General features: G+C 61.5%; 22 protein-coding genes. 11 read left to right on the top strand and 11 right to left on the bottom strand.

Going from position 1 to position 17,743, the window contains the following annotated elements:
• The first annotated feature begins 14 nt into the window (after positions 1 to 14).
• The 10 genes from fliJ to sra all read left to right on the top strand — a co-directional run bounded on the left by fliJ (position 15) and on the right by sra (position 6,486).
• Positions 15 to 461, top strand: coding sequence for a flagellar export protein FliJ (gene fliJ, locus RE418_RS16125; RefSeq protein ID WP_043138615.1), 447 nt, complete (start codon positions 15 to 17; stop codon positions 459 to 461).
• Positions 458 to 1,687 carry a flagellar hook-length control protein FliK gene (locus RE418_RS16120; RefSeq protein WP_164067338.1) on the top strand — a complete coding sequence of 410 codons (1,230 nt, stop codon included), beginning with the start codon at positions 458 to 460 and terminating at the stop codon, positions 1,685 to 1,687. The genes fliJ and RE418_RS16120 overlap by 4 nt, the downstream gene beginning before the upstream one ends.
• Positions 1,688 to 1,852: 165 nt before the next feature.
• Positions 1,853 to 2,338: a flagellar basal body-associated protein FliL gene (gene fliL / locus RE418_RS16115; protein ID WP_025303253.1), complete on the top strand. Its 486-nt coding sequence runs from the start codon at positions 1,853 to 1,855 to the stop codon at positions 2,336 to 2,338.
• Between the two features lie 5 nt (positions 2,339 to 2,343).
• Positions 2,344 to 3,348, top strand: a complete 1,005-nt coding sequence (fliM, locus tag RE418_RS16110) for a flagellar motor switch protein FliM (protein ID WP_025303254.1) — start codon at positions 2,344 to 2,346, stop codon at positions 3,346 to 3,348.
• Entirely contained in the window at positions 3,341 to 3,757 is a 417-nt protein-coding gene (gene fliN, locus RE418_RS16105; protein WP_038876868.1) for a flagellar motor switch protein FliN, read from the top strand. The genes fliM and fliN overlap by 8 nt, the downstream gene beginning before the upstream one ends.
• Complete coding sequence (gene fliO / locus RE418_RS16100; RefSeq protein WP_025303256.1) at positions 3,757 to 4,161, top strand: flagellar biosynthetic protein FliO; 405 nt, start codon at positions 3,757 to 3,759, stop codon at positions 4,159 to 4,161. Before fliN ends, fliO begins: the two co-directional genes overlap by 1 nt.
• Positions 4,158 to 4,919, top strand: a complete 762-nt coding sequence (fliP, locus tag RE418_RS16095; protein WP_164067342.1) for a flagellar type III secretion system pore protein FliP — start codon at positions 4,158 to 4,160, stop codon at positions 4,917 to 4,919. The genes fliO and fliP overlap by 4 nt, the downstream gene beginning before the upstream one ends.
• 21 nt (positions 4,920 to 4,940) lie before the next feature.
• The gene (gene fliQ / locus RE418_RS16090) at positions 4,941 to 5,210 is read left to right on the top strand and encodes a flagellar biosynthesis protein FliQ (RefSeq protein ID WP_004934803.1); all 270 of its coding nucleotides are present in this window, start codon (positions 4,941 to 4,943) and stop codon (positions 5,208 to 5,210) included.
• 2 nt (positions 5,211 to 5,212) lie between these two features.
• Positions 5,213 to 5,995 carry a flagellar biosynthetic protein FliR gene (gene fliR / locus RE418_RS16085; RefSeq protein WP_043138626.1) on the top strand — a complete coding sequence of 261 codons (783 nt, stop codon included), beginning with the start codon at positions 5,213 to 5,215 and terminating at the stop codon, positions 5,993 to 5,995.
• A gap of 356 nt (positions 5,996 to 6,351) precedes the next feature.
• Entirely contained in the window at positions 6,352 to 6,486 is a 135-nt protein-coding gene (gene sra / locus RE418_RS16080) for a stationary-phase-induced ribosome-associated protein (RefSeq protein ID WP_087763075.1), read from the top strand.
• Positions 6,487 to 6,758: 272 nt separating this feature from the next.
• Here the strand turns inward: sra and flgL are convergent, their stop codons facing one another.
• The 11 genes from flgL to flgB all read right to left on the bottom strand — a co-directional run bounded on the left by flgL (position 6,759) and on the right by flgB (position 16,913).
• Positions 6,759 to 7,718 (bottom strand): flagellar hook-associated protein FlgL, encoded by a 960-nt coding sequence (gene flgL / locus RE418_RS16075; protein WP_016927302.1) that lies wholly within the window; start codon positions 7,716 to 7,718, stop codon positions 6,759 to 6,761.
• Between the two features lie 59 nt (positions 7,719 to 7,777).
• Positions 7,778 to 9,427: a flagellar hook-associated protein FlgK gene (flgK, locus tag RE418_RS16070; RefSeq protein WP_033643519.1), complete on the bottom strand. Its 1,650-nt coding sequence runs from the start codon at positions 9,425 to 9,427 to the stop codon at positions 7,778 to 7,780.
• Between the two features lie 285 nt (positions 9,428 to 9,712).
• Positions 9,713 to 10,657, bottom strand: a complete 945-nt coding sequence (gene flgJ / locus RE418_RS16065; RefSeq protein WP_399675262.1) for a flagellar assembly peptidoglycan hydrolase FlgJ — start codon at positions 10,655 to 10,657, stop codon at positions 9,713 to 9,715.
• The gene (locus RE418_RS16060; protein ID WP_004934816.1) at positions 10,657 to 11,757 is read right to left on the bottom strand and encodes a flagellar basal body P-ring protein FlgI; all 1,101 of its coding nucleotides are present in this window, start codon (positions 11,755 to 11,757) and stop codon (positions 10,657 to 10,659) included. The genes flgJ and RE418_RS16060 overlap by 1 nt, the downstream gene beginning before the upstream one ends.
• Positions 11,758 to 11,767: 10 nt before the next feature.
• Positions 11,768 to 12,469 (bottom strand): flagellar basal body L-ring protein FlgH, encoded by a 702-nt coding sequence (gene flgH / locus RE418_RS16055; RefSeq protein WP_004934817.1) that lies wholly within the window; start codon positions 12,467 to 12,469, stop codon positions 11,768 to 11,770.
• A gap of 83 nt (positions 12,470 to 12,552) precedes the next feature.
• Positions 12,553 to 13,335, bottom strand: coding sequence for a flagellar basal-body rod protein FlgG (gene flgG, locus RE418_RS16050; protein WP_004934819.1), 783 nt, complete (start codon positions 13,333 to 13,335; stop codon positions 12,553 to 12,555).
• An 18-nt stretch (positions 13,336 to 13,353) separates the two neighbouring features.
• Positions 13,354 to 14,109, bottom strand: a complete 756-nt coding sequence (locus RE418_RS16045; RefSeq protein WP_043138634.1) for a flagellar basal body rod protein FlgF — start codon at positions 14,107 to 14,109, stop codon at positions 13,354 to 13,356.
• 12 nt (positions 14,110 to 14,121) lie between these two features.
• Entirely contained in the window at positions 14,122 to 15,345 is a 1,224-nt protein-coding gene (gene flgE / locus RE418_RS16040; RefSeq protein ID WP_213928392.1) for a flagellar hook protein FlgE, read from the bottom strand.
• Positions 15,346 to 15,399: 54 nt separating this feature from the next.
• A complete protein-coding gene (flgD, locus tag RE418_RS16035) occupies positions 15,400 to 16,077 on the bottom strand; it encodes a flagellar hook assembly protein FlgD (RefSeq protein ID WP_016927297.1) in 678 nt (225 codons plus the stop codon).
• Between the two features lie 12 nt (positions 16,078 to 16,089).
• On the bottom strand, positions 16,090 to 16,494 hold the full coding sequence (gene flgC, locus RE418_RS16030) for a flagellar basal body rod protein FlgC (RefSeq protein WP_004934826.1): 405 nt from the start codon (positions 16,492 to 16,494) through the stop codon (positions 16,090 to 16,092).
• 5 nt (positions 16,495 to 16,499) lie between these two features.
• On the bottom strand, positions 16,500 to 16,913 hold the full coding sequence (flgB, locus tag RE418_RS16025) for a flagellar basal body rod protein FlgB (protein WP_025303263.1): 414 nt from the start codon (positions 16,911 to 16,913) through the stop codon (positions 16,500 to 16,502).
• A gap of 160 nt (positions 16,914 to 17,073) precedes the next feature.
• Here flgB and flgA point away from each other — a divergent pair, with 160 nt between their 5' ends.
• On the top strand, positions 17,074 to 17,727 hold the full coding sequence (gene flgA, locus RE418_RS16020; RefSeq protein ID WP_025303264.1) for a flagellar basal body P-ring formation chaperone FlgA: 654 nt from the start codon (positions 17,074 to 17,076) through the stop codon (positions 17,725 to 17,727).
• The last annotated feature ends 16 nt before the right edge of the window (positions 17,728 to 17,743 follow it).

Here is a 17,743-nt window from a genome sequence, read left to right as displayed (position 1 = left end):
AGAGGCGCACAGCGATGAAATCACAATCTCCCCTGATTACCCTGCGAGATCTGGCGCAGGATGCGGTGGAACAGGCCGCGCAACAGCTGGGCCAGGTACGGCAGGCGCAGCAGGCGGCAGAGCAACAGCTGTCGATGCTGCTCAACTATCAGGACGAATACCGCCAGAAGCTGAATCATACGCTTTGCGACGGCATGGACAGCTCTAGCTGGCAAAACTACCAGCAGTTTATCGGCACGCTGGAACAGGCCATCGACCAGCACCGCCAGCAGCTGCTGCAGTGGGGGCAGAAAGTGGATCATGCGGTGAAGCAATGGCAAGACAAACAACAGCGGCTGAACGCTTTCGAGACCCTGCATACCCGCGCCTTAAATGCGGAGCAGCAGCAGGAGAACAAACGGGATCAAAAACTGATGGATGAGTTCGCTCAACGCAGTGCACAAAGGAATATCAACCCATGAATCTGAACGCCCTGCCCGGCCTGGCCTTACCCGGCGACGTCGGCGGCCTGGCCGAACTGACGTCGGCGCTGGATGAGAGCCAGTTGTCGTCGGCCTTCGCCCAGCTGCTCGGCGCACGTTTTGCGCCCGCCGCCGACGGCAAACAGCCGCCGGTCGCGCTGAGCGCGGACGAGGAACGCGCCCCGGCCCTGAGCCGCAACCAGCTCAATCAACTGCTAGCCACCTTCGGCGAGCGCGGCGGCCTGCTGCAGAACCCGGCCACCCCAGCCGATGCGCTTTCACCTGAAGGCGCCGAAGCCGAGGCACCCACCGCCGGCGACAAACCGGCGCAACCACCGTTCGCCGCCGCCAAAGAGCTGGATGCCGCAACGCTGCAGGCGCTGTACGCCATGCTGCCGGCCGCGCTCGTCGCCCAGGCGCAACCGACCGAAGGCCAACGTTCGCTGCCGGTGGAAAACGCTGACGAGGCGACTGCACTGCAGCCCGGCAATGGCCTGCTGAACATTGCGGCGGCCGGTGATAAAACCGCCGCGCGTTCATCGGCATCCCCTGCTCCGTCGCTGACAGGGGCGAAAACGCCGGCCACCGGCGACGATAATGCCAAGGCGGCGCTCCCGCAACCGACCAGCGGTGAGCGCGCAAGTACCGCACAGCCGCTGCCGGCGAGCGATGCGCAGCAGCAACCGACGCTCAACCATGCCGTCGCCCTGGCCGCCGCCAGCCCAACGCAAACGGCCGCACCGGCCAGCGCACTGGTGACCGCACCGCCTACGCCGCAGCTCAACGCGCAGCTGGGCAGCCCGGAATGGCAGCAGGCGTTGAACCAACAGGTGCTGATGTTCCACCGCAACGGCCAGCAGAGCGCAGAACTGCGCCTGCACCCGCAGGAGCTGGGCGCCTTGCAGATCACGCTGAAACTGGACGATCAGCAGGCGCAATTGCACATTGCCTCCGCCCACGGTCAGGTGCGCGCGGCGGTGGAAGCAGCGATGCCGCAGCTGCGTCACGCGCTGGCGGAGAGCGGCATCAACCTGGGGCAAAGCAGCGTGGGCGGCGAGTCCACCCCGCAATGGCAACAGGGGCAGCAGCAGGCGTCCAACGGCCAGGGGCGTTCCAGCTATGCTGAACATGCTGGCGGTGAGGCTGCGGCCGCCGACGGCGTCAGCGCGCCGGTGGCGCTGCAGCGCATGGCCAGTGCGGTCAACGGCGTCGATATTTTCGCCTGAGCCGCCGCAAACGCCCAAGCTGGCACCCATTTGCGCGTCTATTCAGGCTATTGCACGCCGTGATAGACGCGATAATACCTTTACATGTCATGCGTGCGGCTTTGCCGCGCGCCATGCCCGCCGCCTCGCAGGCTGCGGGTGGAACAACAGGAATTAGATTTGGCTATGTCTCAGAACACCCTTCCGGCAGCACCGAAACGCTCCCTTCTGGTCATCCTGCTGGTATTGATCAGCGTCGTCGCCTGTGGCGCCGCGGGCTACAGCTGGTGGCTGCTGCAACAGCATAAAAACGGCGCCGAACCGGCCGCCGTCAAACAGCAACCGCCGGCCGCGCCGGTGTTCATGCCGCTCGACACCTTTACCGTCAACCTGGTGACGCCGGACAACAACCCGGATCGCGTGCTGTATATCGGACTCACGCTGCGTCTGCCGGACGAAAGTACCCGCCGTCAGCTGAACGATTTTCTGCCGGAAGTGCGCAGCCGCTTGCTGATGCTGCTCTCCCGTCAGGAAGCGGGCCAGCTGGCCAATGAACAAGGGAAGCAACAGCTGGTGGCGCAGATTAAGGACGTGCTCAGCCCGCCGCTGGTTAAGGGACAACCGAAGCAGGTGGTCAGCGACGTGCTGTTCACCGCCTTCATACTGCGGTAATCACTATGGGCGATAGCATTCTTTCACAGGCAGAGATCGACGCCTTGCTCAACGGCGACAGCGCGGGTGATGAACCCGAAGCGATAGTCGGCAAAGAGAGCGAGGTTAAGCCTTACGATCCGAACACCCAGCGCCGCGTGGTGCGCGAGCGTCTGCACGCGCTGGAAATCATCAACGAACGTTTTGCCCGGCAGTTCCGCATGGGGTTGTTCAACCTGCTGCGCCGCAGCCCGGACATTACCGTCGGCCCGATCAAAATCCAGCCGTATCACGAGTTCGCCCGCAACCTGCCGGTGCCGACCAACCTGAACCTGGTGCATTTGAATCCGCTGCGCGGCACTGCCCTGTTCGTGTTCGCGCCGAGTCTGGTGTTCATCGCCGTCGACAACCTGTTCGGCGGCGACGGCCGCTTCCCGACCAAAGTCGAAGGCCGCGAATTCACCCCGACCGAACAGCGGGTGATCAAACGCATGCTGCGCCTGGCGCTGGACGCCTATGGCGACGCCTGGAGCGCCATCTACAAGATCGACGTGGAGTACGTGCGTGCCGAAATGCAGGTGAAGTTCACCAACATCACCACCTCGCCGAACGACATCGTGGTCACCACGCCGTTCCAGGTGGAGATCGGCGCGCTGACCGGCGAGTTCAACATCTGCATTCCGTTCGCGATGATCGAACCGCTGCGCGAGCTGTTGACCAACCCGCCGCTGGAAAATTCGCGGCAGGAAGACAGCCACTGGCGCGAAACGCTGGTGAAGCAGGTGCAGCACTCCGAACTGGAGCTGATCGCCAACTTCGTCGATATCCCGATGCGGCTGTCGAAAGTCCTGAAGCTGCAACCGGGCGATGTATTACCGATAGACAAGCCGGAACGCCTGATCGCCCATGTGGACGGCGTACCGGTTCTGACCAGCCAATACGGCACGTTAAACGGGCAATATGCCCTGCGTGTTGAACATTTGATTAACCCTATTTTGAATGCTCTGAGTGAGGAACAGCCCAATGAGTGATCCTAAGCAACCGTCTGGCGAAGGAAAGGAATCCGTAGACGATCTGTGGGCTGATGCGTTTAACGAGCAGCAGTCGACAGAGAAATCCGGCGCGAGCACCGAAGGGGTGTTCAAGTCGCTGGAAGCTCAGGATGCGCTCGGCAGCCTGCAGGATATCGACCTGATCCTGGATATTCCGGTCAAGCTGACCGTGGAACTGGGGCGCACCAAGATGACCATCAAAGAGCTGCTGCGCCTGTCGCAAGGCTCGGTGGTGGCGCTGGACGGCCTGGCCGGCGAGCCGCTGGACATCCTGATTAACGGTTACCTGATCGCACAAGGTGAAGTGGTGGTGGTGGCCGACAAGTTCGGCGTGCGCATCACCGACATTATCACCCCGTCCGAACGCATGCGTCGACTGAGCCGCTGATGACCGTTGCGGCGCCCGTTACCGTCCAAAGCAGCCAATCCCCCGCCGCGCCGGCCTTGCCGGCCGGTTCGGTGTTGATGCAGGTCAGCAGCGCGCTCGGCGGCATTCTGCTGCTGATCCTGCTGGCCGGTTGGCTGTTCCGTCGGCTGGGTTTCGCCCCGCAGGCGCGCAACAACAAACTGCTCAACCTGCGCGCCAGTTGCCAGGTCGGGCAGCGCGAGCGCGTGGTGGTGGTGGAAGTCGATGACACCTTGCTGGTACTGGGCGTCACCGCCCAGCAGATCACCCCGCTGCACACCCTGCCCGCCCCGCCGAAAGACGAGGGCGCGGCCGACGTGGCGACGCCGGCGGACTTCCGCCAACTGATGCAAAAAGTTCTGAAACGCCCGGAAAAATCGGCATGACCTCGACTCTTCAAACCCTCGTCCGCCGTCCGGCGGTTTGGCTCCCTGCCGCCCTGCTGTTCATCAGCCCGGCGGCTTTGGCACAACTGCCGGGGCTGATCAGTCAGCCGCTGGCCAACGGCGGCCAAAGCTGGTCGCTGCCGGTGCAGACGCTGGTGCTGTTGACCTCGCTGACCTTCCTGCCGGCCATGCTGCTGATGATGACCAGCTTCACCCGCATCATCATCGTGCTGGGCCTGCTGCGCAACGCGCTGGGCACGCCGTCGGCGCCGCCGAACCAGGTGATGCTGGGGCTGGCGTTGTTCCTGACCTTCTTCATCATGTCGCCGGTGTTCGACAAGGTTTATCAGGACGCCTACCTGCCGTTCAGCCAGGACAAAATCGGGCTGGAAGTCGCGCTGGATAAAGGCGCGCAGCCGCTGCGCGAATTCATGCTGCGCCAAACGCGCGAAACCGATCTCGCGCTGTACGCCAGACTGGCCAATCAGCCGCCGCTGGCCGGCCCTGAGGCGGTGCCGATGCGCATCCTGCTGCCCGCCTACGTCACCAGCGAACTGAAAACCGCCTTCCAGATCGGCTTTACGGTGTTCATTCCGTTCCTGATTATCGACCTGGTGGTCGCCAGCGTGCTGATGGCGCTGGGGATGATGATGGTGCCGCCCGCCACCATCTCGCTGCCGTTCAAGCTGATGCTGTTCGTGCTGGTCGATGGCTGGCAGCTGCTGCTCGGCTCGCTGGCGCAGAGCTTCTATTCGTAACCCCTGACCGGAGAACGCGAGATGACACCTGAATCGGTTATGGCGCTCGGCACCGAAGCGATGAAAGTCGCGCTGGCGCTGGCCGCCCCGCTGCTGCTGGCGGCGCTGATCAGCGGCCTGGTCGTCAGCCTGCTGCAGGCCGCCACCCAGATCAACGAAATGACGCTGTCGTTCATCCCTAAAATTCTGGCGGTGGTGGCCACCATCATCATCGCCGGTCCCTGGATGTTGAATCTGTTGCTGGACTACATGCGCACTCTGTTCAGCAACCTGCCCACCCTGATCGGCTGACCGTGCTCACCTTCGACAGCGCCCAGCTCACCGTCTGGCTCAGCCACTACTTTTGGCCGCTGCTGCGCATTCTGGCGCTGATCAGCACCGCGCCGATATTCAGCGAAAAACAAATCAGCAAAAAGGTCAAAATCGGCCTTGGCGGGCTGATCGTCATCCTGATCGCGCCGACGCTGCCCGCCAGCAATATCCCGATCTTCTCCGCCGCCGGCCTGTGGCTGGCGGTTCAACAGATTCTGATCGGCGTGGCGCTGGGATTGACCATGCAGTTCGCCTTCGCGGCGGTGCGCCTGGCGGGCGAAGTGATCGGCATGCAGATGGGCCTGTCGTTCGCCACCTTCTTCGATCCCAGCGGCGGCCCGAACATGCCGGTGCTGGCGCGCCTGCTTAACCTGCTGGCGATGCTGCTGTTCCTCAGCTTCGACGGCCATCTGTGGCTGATTTCACTGCTGGCGGACAGCTTCCATACCCTGCCTATCCAAACGCAGCCGCTGAACGGCAACGGCTTCCTGGTGTTGACCCAGGTTGGCTCGCTGATTTTCATCAACGGCATGATGCTGGCGCTGCCGCTGATCTGCCTGCTGTTGACGCTGAACATGGCGCTCGGCCTGCTCAATCGCATGACCCCGCAGCTGTCGGTCTTCGTGATCGGTTTCCCGGTCACCATGACCTTCGGCATCATGACGCTGGGTATGATGATGCCGATGCTGGCGCCGTTCTGTGAACATCTGTTCGGTGAAATCTTCGATCGACTGGCGGCGGTAATCGGCGGCATGACCTTCTAAGCCCCTGCAACGCCCCTCCCTTTCCCCCTAATCTGCCTGAGACAAAATGGCAATAAAAACGCTTTCTTGGGACAAAAGCCTGAGAAACGCCTTTTATCCGGATTAAGGTTCAAATGTCTCCGGCGGCTTGAATAAATAAAACCCCGACCTAGAATAGACCCGGCAACAGAAATATCGCTTGTACCACGCTAGCCATCAGCGGCGATAAAAACGCTGGCTCCCAATTGGAAATAAAAAATAACGCAGTCACGCAGGGTAAAATGCGCGACAGATAACTTACACCCTGAATAAATGCGTCCGGCGCCTACCGGCTGCAGGGCGCAGCATCGACCTTTGCTAACCACAGGAGCGAGAAAATGATTAAAGCGAAAAGCAACCGCAAAGCACGCCGGTTATTCGGTCTGACCCACTGGAAAAGCAACAAGTTTAGAGTTTCGTTTACCGAGACGGCCGACGGCGGAAAATGGAAAGTGGAGAAGAAAAAGAAATAGCAGCGCTATTTATCGTCAGGGAAATAATATCCATCGCGATTCTTCCACCGCTGATTTCAATAATGCCATTGCGCATTAAACAGGGGTGACAATCGTATTATTTCTTTCCTGATGAAAAAAAGGCGCGTCACTCAGTCAGTAGTGGGAGAACGAGCGACGCGCCAAACGAGTGCACCCGGTTTCAAGAAGCCTCCCTCCCCGCGAGGCGGAGAAGGCATTTTCTAAGCGCACTAAAGGGAAACCCGTCGCGGTCAGGCAACGGGGTATTGCTCTTAACGATTCATCTGGAACAGCGACATGCCCTGCATATCGCTGAAGGTTTTATACGACGCCTGCAGCGCTGCCTGCTGCATGAAATAAGACGAGATAGACTCGGCCAGATCGGCATCCGTCAACGCGCTCATCTGGATCTGGTTGGTCATGTCACGCTCTTTACCGATGCTGTCCAGCTGATCCATTTCCTGCAGCTGACTGCCCAGCTCGGCGCGCACGCTCAACACGTTGTTGTAGGAGTTGTCCAGACCGCGGTTGGCTTTCGCCAAGGCATCGTTCACCTGCTGCTTGGTGGCCTCATCGGCGCCCTGCAGCGGGGTTTTCAACGCGTTCAGCGCAATATCGATGCTCTCGAATACGTTGCTGACCGGCGCGCTGCCGTCCGGCTCGGGCTTCGGATTGCTGGTCAACGACATGAACACCGCGTTGCCGGTATGGCCGATGGTCATGGTGCGGTTGGCGTCCACTTTCTGCTGAACCGTCTTGTCCCCGCCCTGATAACTGACGGTGCCGCCGTTATCGACGAACGGCGCCTTGTCGTTCACGTATCCGCCGAACATATAGCGGCCGTTGCCGTCGGTGCTGTTGGCCTGGTTCAGCAGCTGATCTTTCAGCCCCTGCAGTTGGGTGGCCAGCGACTGGCGATCGTTATCGCTTTCGGTGCCGCCGGCGTTGACGATCAGCGCCTTCATATCCGCGATGGTGGACGTCGCGCCGGCCAATACCGTTTCTTCCATCGACACGTTCTGACGAGCGAAGGTGCGCGCCAGCGTGTACTGGCTGTTTTCCGCCTGCGACTGCGACAACATCACCGCGCGCGACGCCGCCAGCGGATCGTCGGACGGGTTGATCACCCGCTTGCCCGAGGAAAGCTGCTCGGCCGCCTTCATGAACAGCGACTGGTTGCCCGTGATGCCGTTCATGTTCTGTTGGTACATCATGCTGGTGCTCATGCGCATGCTGTGGGTTCCTTACTCTGAGCGACCGGCGCCGTTATCGGCGCCGATTAACAATGAAATCAACGAATATTCAGCAGCGCGTCGAACAGCGAGCTGGCGGTCTGAATCACCTGCGCGTTGGCCATGTAGTACTGCTGGAAACGCAGCAGTTCACCGTACTCTTCGTCAAGGTTGACGCCGGACATCGACTGCTGTTGCGCACCCAGCTGCGTGACGATTTTGGCCTGCGAGGTAGCGATGGCCTTGGCGGCGGCGGTCTGGTTGCCGACGCCGCTGACGATGCCGGCGTAAGCGCCGCTCAGGGTCGCTTTGCCGTCCACCAGGTTTTTGGTTTGCAGATCCAGCAGCTTCTTGGCGTTCTCGTTATCGCCGCGGCCGCTGTCGTCTTTACCGGCGGCGGCGATCTTGGACGAATCGGTGATGGCCACTTTCAGGTTGCCCGCCACGTCGCTGACCGGCTTCACGGTGAAGCTGTCTTTGGCCTGCGCATTGCCGTCGATGCTCACTTCCAACCCGTCGAAGTTCAGCGTCGGTTTGCCGTCGGCGCTGGTGCCCGGCGTGGCGTTGACTTTCACATTGTCCGGCAGGCGGCTGACCTGCCAGTTGCTGCCGTCGAACTCAACGCGATAATCGTTAGCCTTCACCTTGCCGGTATCGGTGTAAGAAACCGACAGCGACGCGTCGCCGGTGTTGCGGGTGTTATCCACCACCCGGCCACCGCTGAAGCTGAAGAAGTCGCCGCCTGCGTCACCGTTCAGATCGAAGCCGGCGCGATGCTGTTGGTTAAAGCTGTCCGCCATCGCCAGCGCCAACTGGCCCAGCTGATTGCGCACGCCGTCCAGCGTTTCGCTGCGGAATTTCAGCACGCCGCTCAGCGTGCCGCTGGTGATCTGGCCTTCCGGCACTTCGCTGGCGCCGTTGCCGCGGTTATAGCCGATGGTCAGACGGGAAGGATCGCTGCTGGAAGGCACGGCTTCCACCTGATACGTATTGCTGCCCTGCACCAGCGTCAAGCCGTTGGCGAAGGAGACGGTATAGGCGTCGCCGTCCTGTTGCGTGACCTGTACGCCCACCAGTTGGTTCAATTCGGTGACCAACTGATCGCGCTGATCCAGCAACGCATTCGGTTCGCCGCCGGCGCTGCCGCGCAAACGGGTGATCTCGTCGTTCAACTTGGCGATCTGTTGGCCGTAGCTGTTGATCTGCTGCGCCGTATCGCTGATCTGCTGATTAACGCCGTTGTCCATGTCGCGCAGGAATTTATCGGTGTTGTTGAACTGGTTCACCAGGCCGTTGGCCTTGCCCAGCACCGTCTGGCGCGCGGCGTCGTCACCGGCGTTGCTCACCAGGTTCTGCAGGTTGGTAAAGAAATCCTGCATGTTGGTCGACAGCGGGTTGGTCTTGCTCGCCAACAGATTGTCGATCTGCGAAATCTTCTCGTAATAGGCGTTCTGCGCCCCGAACGCGCTTTGTGCGCCGCGCAGCTGGTTGGTGATGAACTGGTTGTACTCGCGGTTAACGCTGGTGACGGTCACGCCGTTGCCGATAAAGCCGCTCATGGTGGCCATGCCGCCGTTCTGCGCCAGGATCGCGGTCTGGCGGTTGTAGCCCGCCACGTTGTAGTTGGAGATGTTGTTGCTGACGGTACTGAGCGCCACCTGAGCCGCATTCAGCCCGCTCATCGCGGTATTGATTAAGCTATTGGACATCGGAATTCCTTATGCTGCGGCGCCGGTGGCCCACAGGGTTCTTAATTGAGCTGCTGAGCCTGTTCGCTCAGCCTGTTTCGGTTATCGGCCAAAATGAGAAGAACTTGAGGAAAAAAAGCGGCAACGCGGTCAGCATCCAGCTAGCCTTCGTTACCGCCTATCCCCTAAATAATTGGCGTCGCAGCAAGGCGACAAGCAAGGGCGTCCCCGGGCGCTTGGTTAAGCCAAGTGACCGGGGCGAGCTTGTGCAGTCAACGCCGCTGCGGCGTCAAGAATGACGGGGATTTAGAACAAATCTTTCAGATCGTGGGTATAGGCTTTCACCGCCTGTTCCCCCGCGTTCTTCATCTGCTGAATCACGCTGACCAGTTTGCTGGCGTACTGCGGATCGGTGGCGTACCCGGCGCGTTGCAGCGCATGCGCCGCCTGCTCCGGGCTGCGCGCGGCGGCCACGTCGGCATAGCGCGGGTTGTTGGTCAGCAGTTTGACGTAGTCGGCAATCGCTTCGACATACGACCCGTAGACGCGGAACTTCGCCTTCACCTTCTTCGCCGCGCCCTGTTCGAACTCGGTGGTGGTGATCTCCGTCACCGGCCCGTTCCAGCTGCCGCCGGCCTTGATGCCGAACAGGTTGTAGCTCGGCGTGCCGTCTGAGGTCGGGATCTCGCGCTGCCCCCAGCCGGACTCCAGCGCCGCCTGCGCGACGATCAGCTGATGCGGAATGCCGCTCTGCTGGCTGGCGACCTTCGCCGGGATCGACAGGCGAGCGACGAAGTTGCCGTTGTTGAGCGACAGCGGCGCGGCGGCCGGCGGGGCTTTCGGCATCGCCCGGCGCACCATCTGCTCCAGCGCCTGGTTCGGCAGCGTTTGCAGCACCTCGTTGTCCAGCGCCATCGGCGACATGCCCGCCGTTTCGCTCGGCACCGCGTTGGCGTTGCTCATCTGCTTGACCATCATGTCGGCCAGCCCCAGCCCTTTTTGCGACATCTGCTGGGCGATTTGCTGGTCGTACATCGAGGTATAGAGCCGCGTTTGATCGCTGCTCAATACCCCGTCCTGCGGCAAGGCGGATCGCATGCTTTTCAGCATCATCTGCACGAACATGCCTTCTACCTGCTGGGCCACCTGCTTGAGGTTGCCCTGCGGGTCGGCCGCCGCATCACGCTTCAGACCGTTCAGCGCCTGGGCGTCATAGGCCGCACCCGACATTGCCATCAGATCGCCGGCCATCAGATGATTTCCAGCTTGGCGCGCAGGCAGCCGGCGCTCTGCATCGCCTGCAGGATCGACATCAGATCGATCGGCGTGGCGCCCAACGCGTTCAGCGCGCGAATGACGTTGTTCAGGTTGGCGCTGGCGTTCACCTTCTGCAGCGATCCGCCCTGCTGTTGCACCGAGATCTGGGTGTTTGGCGTCACCACCGTCTGGCCGCCGCCGAACGGCGTCGTCGGTTGGCTGACGGTGTTCTGCCGATCGACCACCACCGACAGGTTGCCCTGGGCGACGGCGCAGGAATCGAGGATCACATCGCGGTTCATCACCACCGACCCGGTGCGCGAGTTGATGATCACTTTGGCGTCCATCGCGCCGACGTTGACGGTGATGTTTTGAATCTCCGCCAGGAAACGCACCTGAGAGCTGTTGCCCTGCGGCACCAGCACCTGGATCGTGCGGGCGTCGAGCGGCGTCGCGGTGCCGCCGCCGCGTTGGCGGTTGATGGCGTCGCTGATCTGCTGCGCCAGCGTGAAGTCTTCGTCGTTCAGCTGCAGGTTGAGTACGCCGCCGCTGCCGAAGGTGGTCGGCAGCTCGCGCTCAATGGTGGCGCCGTTGCTGATGCGCCCGCCCGCCAGCTGGTTGACCTGCACGCTGCTGCCGCCGGCCGCCGCGCCCGCGCCGCCGACCAGCACGTTGCCCTGCGCCAGCGCATAGACCTGGTTATCCACGCCTTTGAGCGGCGTCATCAGCAAGGTGCCGCCGCGCAGGCTCTTGGCGTTGCCCATCGATGAGACCACCACGTCGATGTTCTGCCCGGCGCGCGAGAACGGCGGCAGTTTGGCGGTCACCATCACCGCCGCCACGTTTTTCAGCTGCATGTTAGTGCCCGGCGGCACGGTGATGCCCAACTGCGACAGCATGTTACTCAGACTTTGGGTGGTGAACGGCGTCTGCATGGTCTGGTCGCCGGAACCGTCCAGCCCCACCACCAGGCCGTAGCCGATCAGGGCGTTGTCTCGCACGCCCTGCACCGTCACCAGATCGCGGATGCGCTCCGCCGCCGCCGGCAAGCACACCAGCCCGACGCACAGCGCGATAAACCATTTTTTCAGCATCAGTCAATCCTTAGAACGGTGAAACATTTAAGAAGAAGCGCTGCAGCCAGCCCATGGTCTGCGCTTCGTTGATATAGCCATTGCCGACGTATTCGATACGCGCGTCCGCCACCTGCGTCGAGGTGACCGAGTTGTTGCCGCTGATGGTGCGCGGGTTGACGACGCCGGAGAAGCGAATGAATTCGGTGCCCTGGTTGATGGCGATCTGCTTTTCCCCCACCACGTGCAGGTTGCCGTTGGCCAGCACCTGGTTGACCGTCACCGTAATGGTGCCGTTGAAGGTGTTGTTGGCGTTGGCGCCGCCCTTGCCACCGAAGGTGCTGTCGCCGGAAATGTCCATATCGGCGCGCGCATTGCCCAACAGACCGTCGAGGTAACGCGGCGAGGTGGCGACGCCGAACTTGCTGGCGCCGTTGCGGCTGGCGTTGGCGGAAGAGCTCTTGCTGGCGCTGACGTTTTCCTGCAGCACGATGGTCAGGGTGTCACCGACGTTGCGCGGACGGCGGTCTTCGAACAGCGGCTGATAGCCGTAGTTCATCGGCTGCACCGTCTGGAAGATCGAGCCGTTCGGCATCGGCGCGCTGGCCGGCGCGGGCTGCGCCGTGGTCGCACCGTCCACCAGCGGTTTATGCGGAATATAAGCGCAGCCGCTCAGCGTCAGCATCACCATTCCCGCCAGCCAGCGTTGTCCCTGCCGCGGCAGGATTGCCATCGAATATGTGGTTACCACGGGTATCGCCTTTGTTTCACGAAAGAGAATGACGGGCGCGGCAAGCCGGGCCCGTCAATGACAGATTACAGTTGCGTCAGCTTTTGCAGCATCTGATCGGAAGTCGAAACCGCTTTGCTGTTGATCTCGTAAGCGCGCTGAGTCTGGATCATGTTGACCAGCTCTTCCGCCACGTTAACGTTGGAGGTCTCCACGTAGCCCTGATACAGCAGACCGGCGCCGTTCAGCCCCGGCGTGCTCTCGTTCGGCGCGCCCGAGCTTTCGGTTTCCTGATACAGGTTCTCGCCCACGCTCTCCAGACCGCTGTCGTTGACAAAGGTCGTCAGCGTCAGTTGACCCACCTGCTGGGCGGCGGTTTGCCCCTGCTGGGTGACGCTGACGATGCCGTCGCGGCCGACGGTGATGGACAGCGCATTCGCCGGAATGGTGATCGCCGGCTGCACCTGGAAACCGCTGGAGGTGACCAGCTGGCCGTTCTGATCGATCTGGAACGAGCCGTCGCGCGTGTAGGCCTGGGTGCCGTCCGGCAGCATCACCTGGAAGAACCCCTGCCCCTTGATGGCGACGTCTTTACTGTTGTTGGTCTGCGACAGGTTGCCCTGGCTGTGCAGACGCTCGGTCGCCACCGGGCGCACGCCGGTGCCGATCTGCAGACCGGAAGGCAGCGTGGTCTGCTCGGAGGACTGTGCCCCCGGCTGACGCATGGTCTGGTACAGCAGATCTTCAAATACCGCACGCTGGCGTTTGAAGCCGTTGGTGCTGACGTTCGCCAGGTTGTTGGCGATCACGTCCATGTTGGTCTGCTGCGCGTCCAGACCGGTTTTGGCAATCCATAAGGATGGAATCATCGGTTATTTCCTTGCTGCTTAACTCATTGAGAGCAGTGAGTTGGCACGCTGTTCGTTTTCATCCACGCTGTGGATGACTTTCATTTGCATTTCAAAACGGCGGGCGTTGGCGATCATGTCGACCATGGTCTCCATCGGCTTGACGTTGCTGCCCTCCAGCACGCCCGGCATCACCCGCACCTGCGGATCGTTTTGCAACTGATTGCCGCGCTGCTGTTGAGTTTCCGGCGTCAGGCGGAACAGCCCGTCGTCACCGCGCATCACTTCGCGCGCATCGGCTTTCACCAGCTTCAGACGGCCGATCTGCGCGATGGTGTTCGGCGGATCGCCGGCGTTCAGCGCCGAAATGGTACCGTCGGCCGCGATGGTGATCTCCGCCGACGGCGGCACCTCGATCGGGCCGCCGTCACCCATCACCGGCAATCCCTGCACCGTCAACTGCCCGGTGGAGGAGATCTGAATGTTGCCGTTGCGGGTATAGGCTTCCCCCCCACCCGGCAGGCTCACCGCCAGGAAACCGTCCTGCTGCAGCGCCACGTCCAGCGGACGCGCTGTGTAGTTCAGCGCCCCCTGGCTCATATCGGCGCCCGGCGTCGACGCGGTCACCAAGGTGCGCGTCGCCATGCTCGGCCCGTCGACCGGCACCGCGCGCAATGCGGCGAGCTGGGCGCGAAAGCCCGGCGTCGACGCATTGGCCAGGTTGTTGGCGGTAATGGACTGCTGTTCCAGCGTTTGGCGCGCCGCGCCCATCGCGGTATAAATCGCGTGATCCATAACTCGGCCTTATTAGCGCAGGCTAACCAACGTCTGCAGGATGGAGTCCTGCGTCTTGATGGTCTGGGCGTTGGACTGGTAGTTACGCTGTGCGACGATCATGTTCACCAGCTCCTGGCTCAGATCGACGTTGGAAGACTCCAGCGCGCCGCTGGTCAGCTTACCGAAGCCGCCGCCGCCCGACAGACCAACGCGCGGCTGACCGGACGCACCGGTTTCCTGCCACACGTTATCGCCCTGCGACGCCAGCCCTTCCGGGTTGGAGAAGTTGGCCATGACGATCTGGCCCAGCACCTGAGTCTGCTGGTTGGAGTAGATGCCCACCACTGTGCCGTCATTGTTGATCTGGTAGCCCGTGTATTCACCGGCGGCATAACCGTCCTGCGATACCTTGCTCACCGAGTCGCTGCTCACGTTCTGCTGCATGCTGCCGGCGAAGCTCAGGGTAAAGTTTTGCGCCGGAGCACCGTCTTTGGCGGTCATCGGGATCACCATGCTGAACTCGCCCGGTGCGCCGTTGGTGCTGGTGGTTTTCACCAGGTTGCCGCTGGGGCTGAACTCCATGGTGCCGGCGTCAACCGGCGCGGCGCTGCCGTCCTGGGTGTAGACCTGCCATTTATTGTCTGCTGTCTTCACAAAGTAGGCGTTGATGTTGTGCGCATTACCCAGCGAGTCGTAAGCGGTGATGGTGTTGACGTAGTTGTAGCTGTCCTGCTTGGTCGGATCGAAGGTCTTGTTCTCCGGCACTTTATGGGTGGACTTCAGGTTGGCCACCATCTCGCCGGAGGTGGACGCCTTGGCGTTCATCATACCTTCAGGAATGCTCAGCGGCACCGGGTTGGCGCCCTGCTGGATGGTCGGCGGAGAGCCGGCCGCCGGGTAGCCGGTCAGCTGTAGCCCCTGCATGTTGGTCAGGTTGCGGTTTTCGTCCAGCTTGAACTGACCGTTGCGGGTATAGAAGATGCCGCCGTCTTTATCCTGCATGCGGAAAAAACCGTTGCCGTTGATGGCCACATCCAATGAACGGCTGGTGCCGGTGGTGGTGCCACCCTTGAAGTTCTGAGTGATGCCGGACACTTTGACGCCCAGACCGACCTGTGAACCGGCGAACATATCGGCAAAGGAGACGCTGCCGGATTTGAAGCCCGCAGTCGCGGAGTTGGCGATGTTGTTACCGATCACGTCCAGGTTGGTTGCTGCCGCGTTTAAGCCGCTGACTGCCTGAGAAAAGGCCATGTTATTCTCCGAATAGTGGTCAGGCTATCGTCCGATTGAGCCTGATGCTTAGGGTTATAAGATCTGTCGCACGTCTTCCAGGGTGGCGTTGCCCGCCAGACCGAGATCCAGCTTGGCGCCGTTGCCGTCGCGGATCACGCCGTTCACCAGGCCGAAGTGCAGGCTGCGCGCCACCAGTTGCTCGCCATTGCCTTTGGCGTTAATCGCCACTTTGTAGGCGCCGTCGGGTGCGGTAGAGCCGTCATCCAGCGAACCGTCCCAGGTAAAGGCATGCACACCGGCGGTCAGGCCGCCGATTTCGATGGTGCGCACCACCTGCCCACTGGCGTTGGTGATGGTAGCGGTCACCTGATCGGCAGCGCGCTCCAGTTCCACGCCGAACGGCGTCGTGCTGACCTTGCCGTCCTTGCTGCCGACCAGAATGTTATTGCCCGGCACCATCACGCCGTGGCCGATCAGCGCAGTGGCTTGCAGCGACTGGTTGCTGTTGATCTGGCCGGAGATCGACCCCAGCGTGGTGTTGAGTTTTTCGATGCCCTGCACGGTGTTGATCTGCGCTAGCTGCGAGGTCAGTTCGTTGTTCTGCATCGGATTGGTCGGATCCTGGTTTTTCAACTGCGCCACCAGCAGCGTCAGGAAACTGTTGTGCAGATCCTGGCTGTTGGTATTTTTGCTGTTGTTACCGATGACGGTGTTGTCCAACGACTCGTTCGTGGTTGCGGCGATAGCCATGGGAACCTCCGGTTACTGACCCAACGTCAGGGTTTTCATCATCATCGACTTGGTGGTGTTGAGCACCTCGACATTGGCCTGGTAGCTGCGGGAAGCGGAGATGGTGTTGACCATTTCACCCACCACGTCGACGTTCGGCATGCGCACGTAGCCCTTGGCGTCCGCCAGCGGGTTGCCCGGTTGATAGACCAGACGCTCGGGCGCCGGATCGTCCACCACCTGAGCGACGCGTACGCCGCCGGTCGGCTGCCCGGGGGCCGCCGCGACCTGGAACACCACCTGCTTGGCGCGGTAAGGCTCGCCATCCGGGCCGGTCACGCTGTCGGCGTTGGCCATGTTGCTGGCGCTGACGTTCATGCGCTGGGATTGCGCCGATAACGCCGAGCCGGAGATATCAAAAATATTCAGTAAAGACATGCGCCTTATCCTTGTTGCAGCACGGACATCATCCCTTTGATCTGACCGTTGAGCAGCGTCAGGTCGGTCTGATATTTCAGGCTGTTATCGGCAAAGTTGGTGCGTTCGCGATCCATGTCCACCGTGTTGCCGTCCATCGACGGCTGATCCGGCACCCGGAACAGCAGATCGAGCTGCGGCGGCTGCAGGGTCTGCGCCGGGATGTGGCGCGCCGCCGTCAGGTTCAGCGACATGCCGTTGCCGCTGACGCGCCCCTGCTCCATCACTTTGTTCAATTGGCTGGCGAAATCGATATCCCGCGCCTGATAACCCGGTGTGTCTGCGTTGGCGATGTTGGCGGCCAGAATTTCCTGCCGCTGGGCGCGCAAGTTCAGCGCCTCTTGGCCAAAGCGCAGAGCCGCGTCCAGTTTGTCGAGCATGCTCCCTCCGCGAGGTTAGAATTTGGAGTCGACAGCATAAACGCCCCCCGCGCTACCCTATCGCGGGAATAAACGCAAAATGGGGTGCTATTTATCTGCTTAGCCTGCGCGCGCTGCGGGTACACTTACGCGTATCCCGATGAAGCTTGAGAAGATGACGATGAAAGGTAAAATGCTGCTGCTTATCGGCCTGCTGTGCAGTCTGAACGCGCGCGCCGACGATCTGGCGACGCAAATCGAAAGCTTCATCCAAGGCAAGTTCAGCGGCGAACCGGTACAGGTAAAAGTGCGGGTGCGCACGCCGCCGAACCAATGGCCCGCTTGCGAACTGCCGCAGCTGTCGCTGCCGCCCAACGCGCGGATCGGCGGCAACGTCAGCATTTCGGCGCGCTGTGGTCAGGAGCGGCGTTTTATCCAGACGCAGGTGCAAGTGTTTGGCCGCTATCTCGTTTCGGCGCGCGGCATCAGCGCCGGCAGCCGGTTGACGGCGGCGGATCTGACGTTGAAAGCAGGCCGGCTCGATACCCTGCCGCCGCGTGCGCTGACCGAAGCGAGCAAAGCGTTAGGCGCCGTCAGCCTGCGCAACATTAGCCCCGGTCAGCCGCTGACCCTCGCCATGCTGCGCCGCGCCTGGATTATCAAGGCCGGGCAATCGGTACAGGTCAATGCACAGGGCGAAGGATTCAGCATCAGCGGTGCGGGTAAGGCGATGAACAACGCCGCCGCCGAAGACAGCGTGCGGGTGCGCATGGCGTCCGGGCAGATCGTCAGCGGCGTGGTCGGGGACGACGGCGCGATCCGCATTACGTTATAAAAAAGTAAAGGTTCCG

Source organism: Serratia sp. szju, assembly GCF_044594185.1.
Taxonomy (GTDB): domain Bacteria; phylum Pseudomonadota; class Gammaproteobacteria; order Enterobacterales; family Enterobacteriaceae; genus Serratia; species Serratia bockelmannii.
Note: the sequence above shows the minus strand (reverse complement) of the source record. Positions and strands in the feature narration are given on the sequence as shown.

Excerpts from the sequence above, each read along its gene's own strand:
- fliP (WP_164067342.1), top strand. The coding sequence starts at position 4,158 with ATGACCTCGACTCTTCAAACCCTCGTCCGCCGTCCGGCGGTTTGGCTC.
- flgG (WP_004934819.1), bottom strand. The coding sequence starts at position 13,335 with ATGATTCCATCCTTATGGATTGCCAAAACCGGTCTGGACGCGCAGCAG.
- fliQ (WP_004934803.1), top strand. The coding sequence starts at position 4,941 with ATGACACCTGAATCGGTTATGGCGCTCGGCACCGAAGCGATGAAAGTC.
- flgH (WP_004934817.1), bottom strand. The coding sequence starts at position 12,469 with ATGGCAATCCTGCCGCGGCAGGGACAACGCTGGCTGGCGGGAATGGTG.
- flgB (WP_025303263.1), bottom strand. The coding sequence starts at position 16,913 with ATGCTCGACAAACTGGACGCGGCTCTGCGCTTTGGCCAAGAGGCGCTG.
- RE418_RS16060 (WP_004934816.1), bottom strand. The coding sequence starts at position 11,757 with ATGCTGAAAAAATGGTTTATCGCGCTGTGCGTCGGGCTGGTGTGCTTG.
- flgK (WP_033643519.1), bottom strand. The coding sequence starts at position 9,427 with ATGTCCAATAGCTTAATCAATACCGCGATGAGCGGGCTGAATGCGGCT.
- fliL (WP_025303253.1), top strand. The coding sequence starts at position 1,853 with ATGTCTCAGAACACCCTTCCGGCAGCACCGAAACGCTCCCTTCTGGTC.
- fliM (WP_025303254.1), top strand. The coding sequence starts at position 2,344 with ATGGGCGATAGCATTCTTTCACAGGCAGAGATCGACGCCTTGCTCAAC.
- fliO (WP_025303256.1), top strand. The coding sequence starts at position 3,757 with ATGACCGTTGCGGCGCCCGTTACCGTCCAAAGCAGCCAATCCCCCGCC.
- RE418_RS16045 (WP_043138634.1), bottom strand. The coding sequence starts at position 14,109 with ATGGATCACGCGATTTATACCGCGATGGGCGCGGCGCGCCAAACGCTG.
- RE418_RS16120 (WP_164067338.1), top strand. The coding sequence starts at position 458 with ATGAATCTGAACGCCCTGCCCGGCCTGGCCTTACCCGGCGACGTCGGC.
- fliN (WP_038876868.1), top strand. The coding sequence starts at position 3,341 with ATGAGTGATCCTAAGCAACCGTCTGGCGAAGGAAAGGAATCCGTAGAC.
- flgE (WP_213928392.1), bottom strand. The coding sequence starts at position 15,345 with ATGGCCTTTTCTCAGGCAGTCAGCGGCTTAAACGCGGCAGCAACCAAC.
- flgD (WP_016927297.1), bottom strand. The coding sequence starts at position 16,077 with ATGGCTATCGCCGCAACCACGAACGAGTCGTTGGACAACACCGTCATC.
- sra (WP_087763075.1), top strand. The coding sequence starts at position 6,352 with ATGATTAAAGCGAAAAGCAACCGCAAAGCACGCCGGTTATTCGGTCTG.
- flgJ (WP_399675262.1), bottom strand. The coding sequence starts at position 10,657 with ATGGCCGGCGATCTGATGGCAATGTCGGGTGCGGCCTATGACGCCCAG.
- flgA (WP_025303264.1), top strand. The coding sequence starts at position 17,074 with ATGAAAGGTAAAATGCTGCTGCTTATCGGCCTGCTGTGCAGTCTGAAC.
- fliJ (WP_043138615.1), top strand. The coding sequence starts at position 15 with ATGAAATCACAATCTCCCCTGATTACCCTGCGAGATCTGGCGCAGGAT.
- flgL (WP_016927302.1), bottom strand. The coding sequence starts at position 7,718 with ATGCGCATGAGCACCAGCATGATGTACCAACAGAACATGAACGGCATC.
- flgC (WP_004934826.1), bottom strand. The coding sequence starts at position 16,494 with ATGTCTTTACTGAATATTTTTGATATCTCCGGCTCGGCGTTATCGGCG.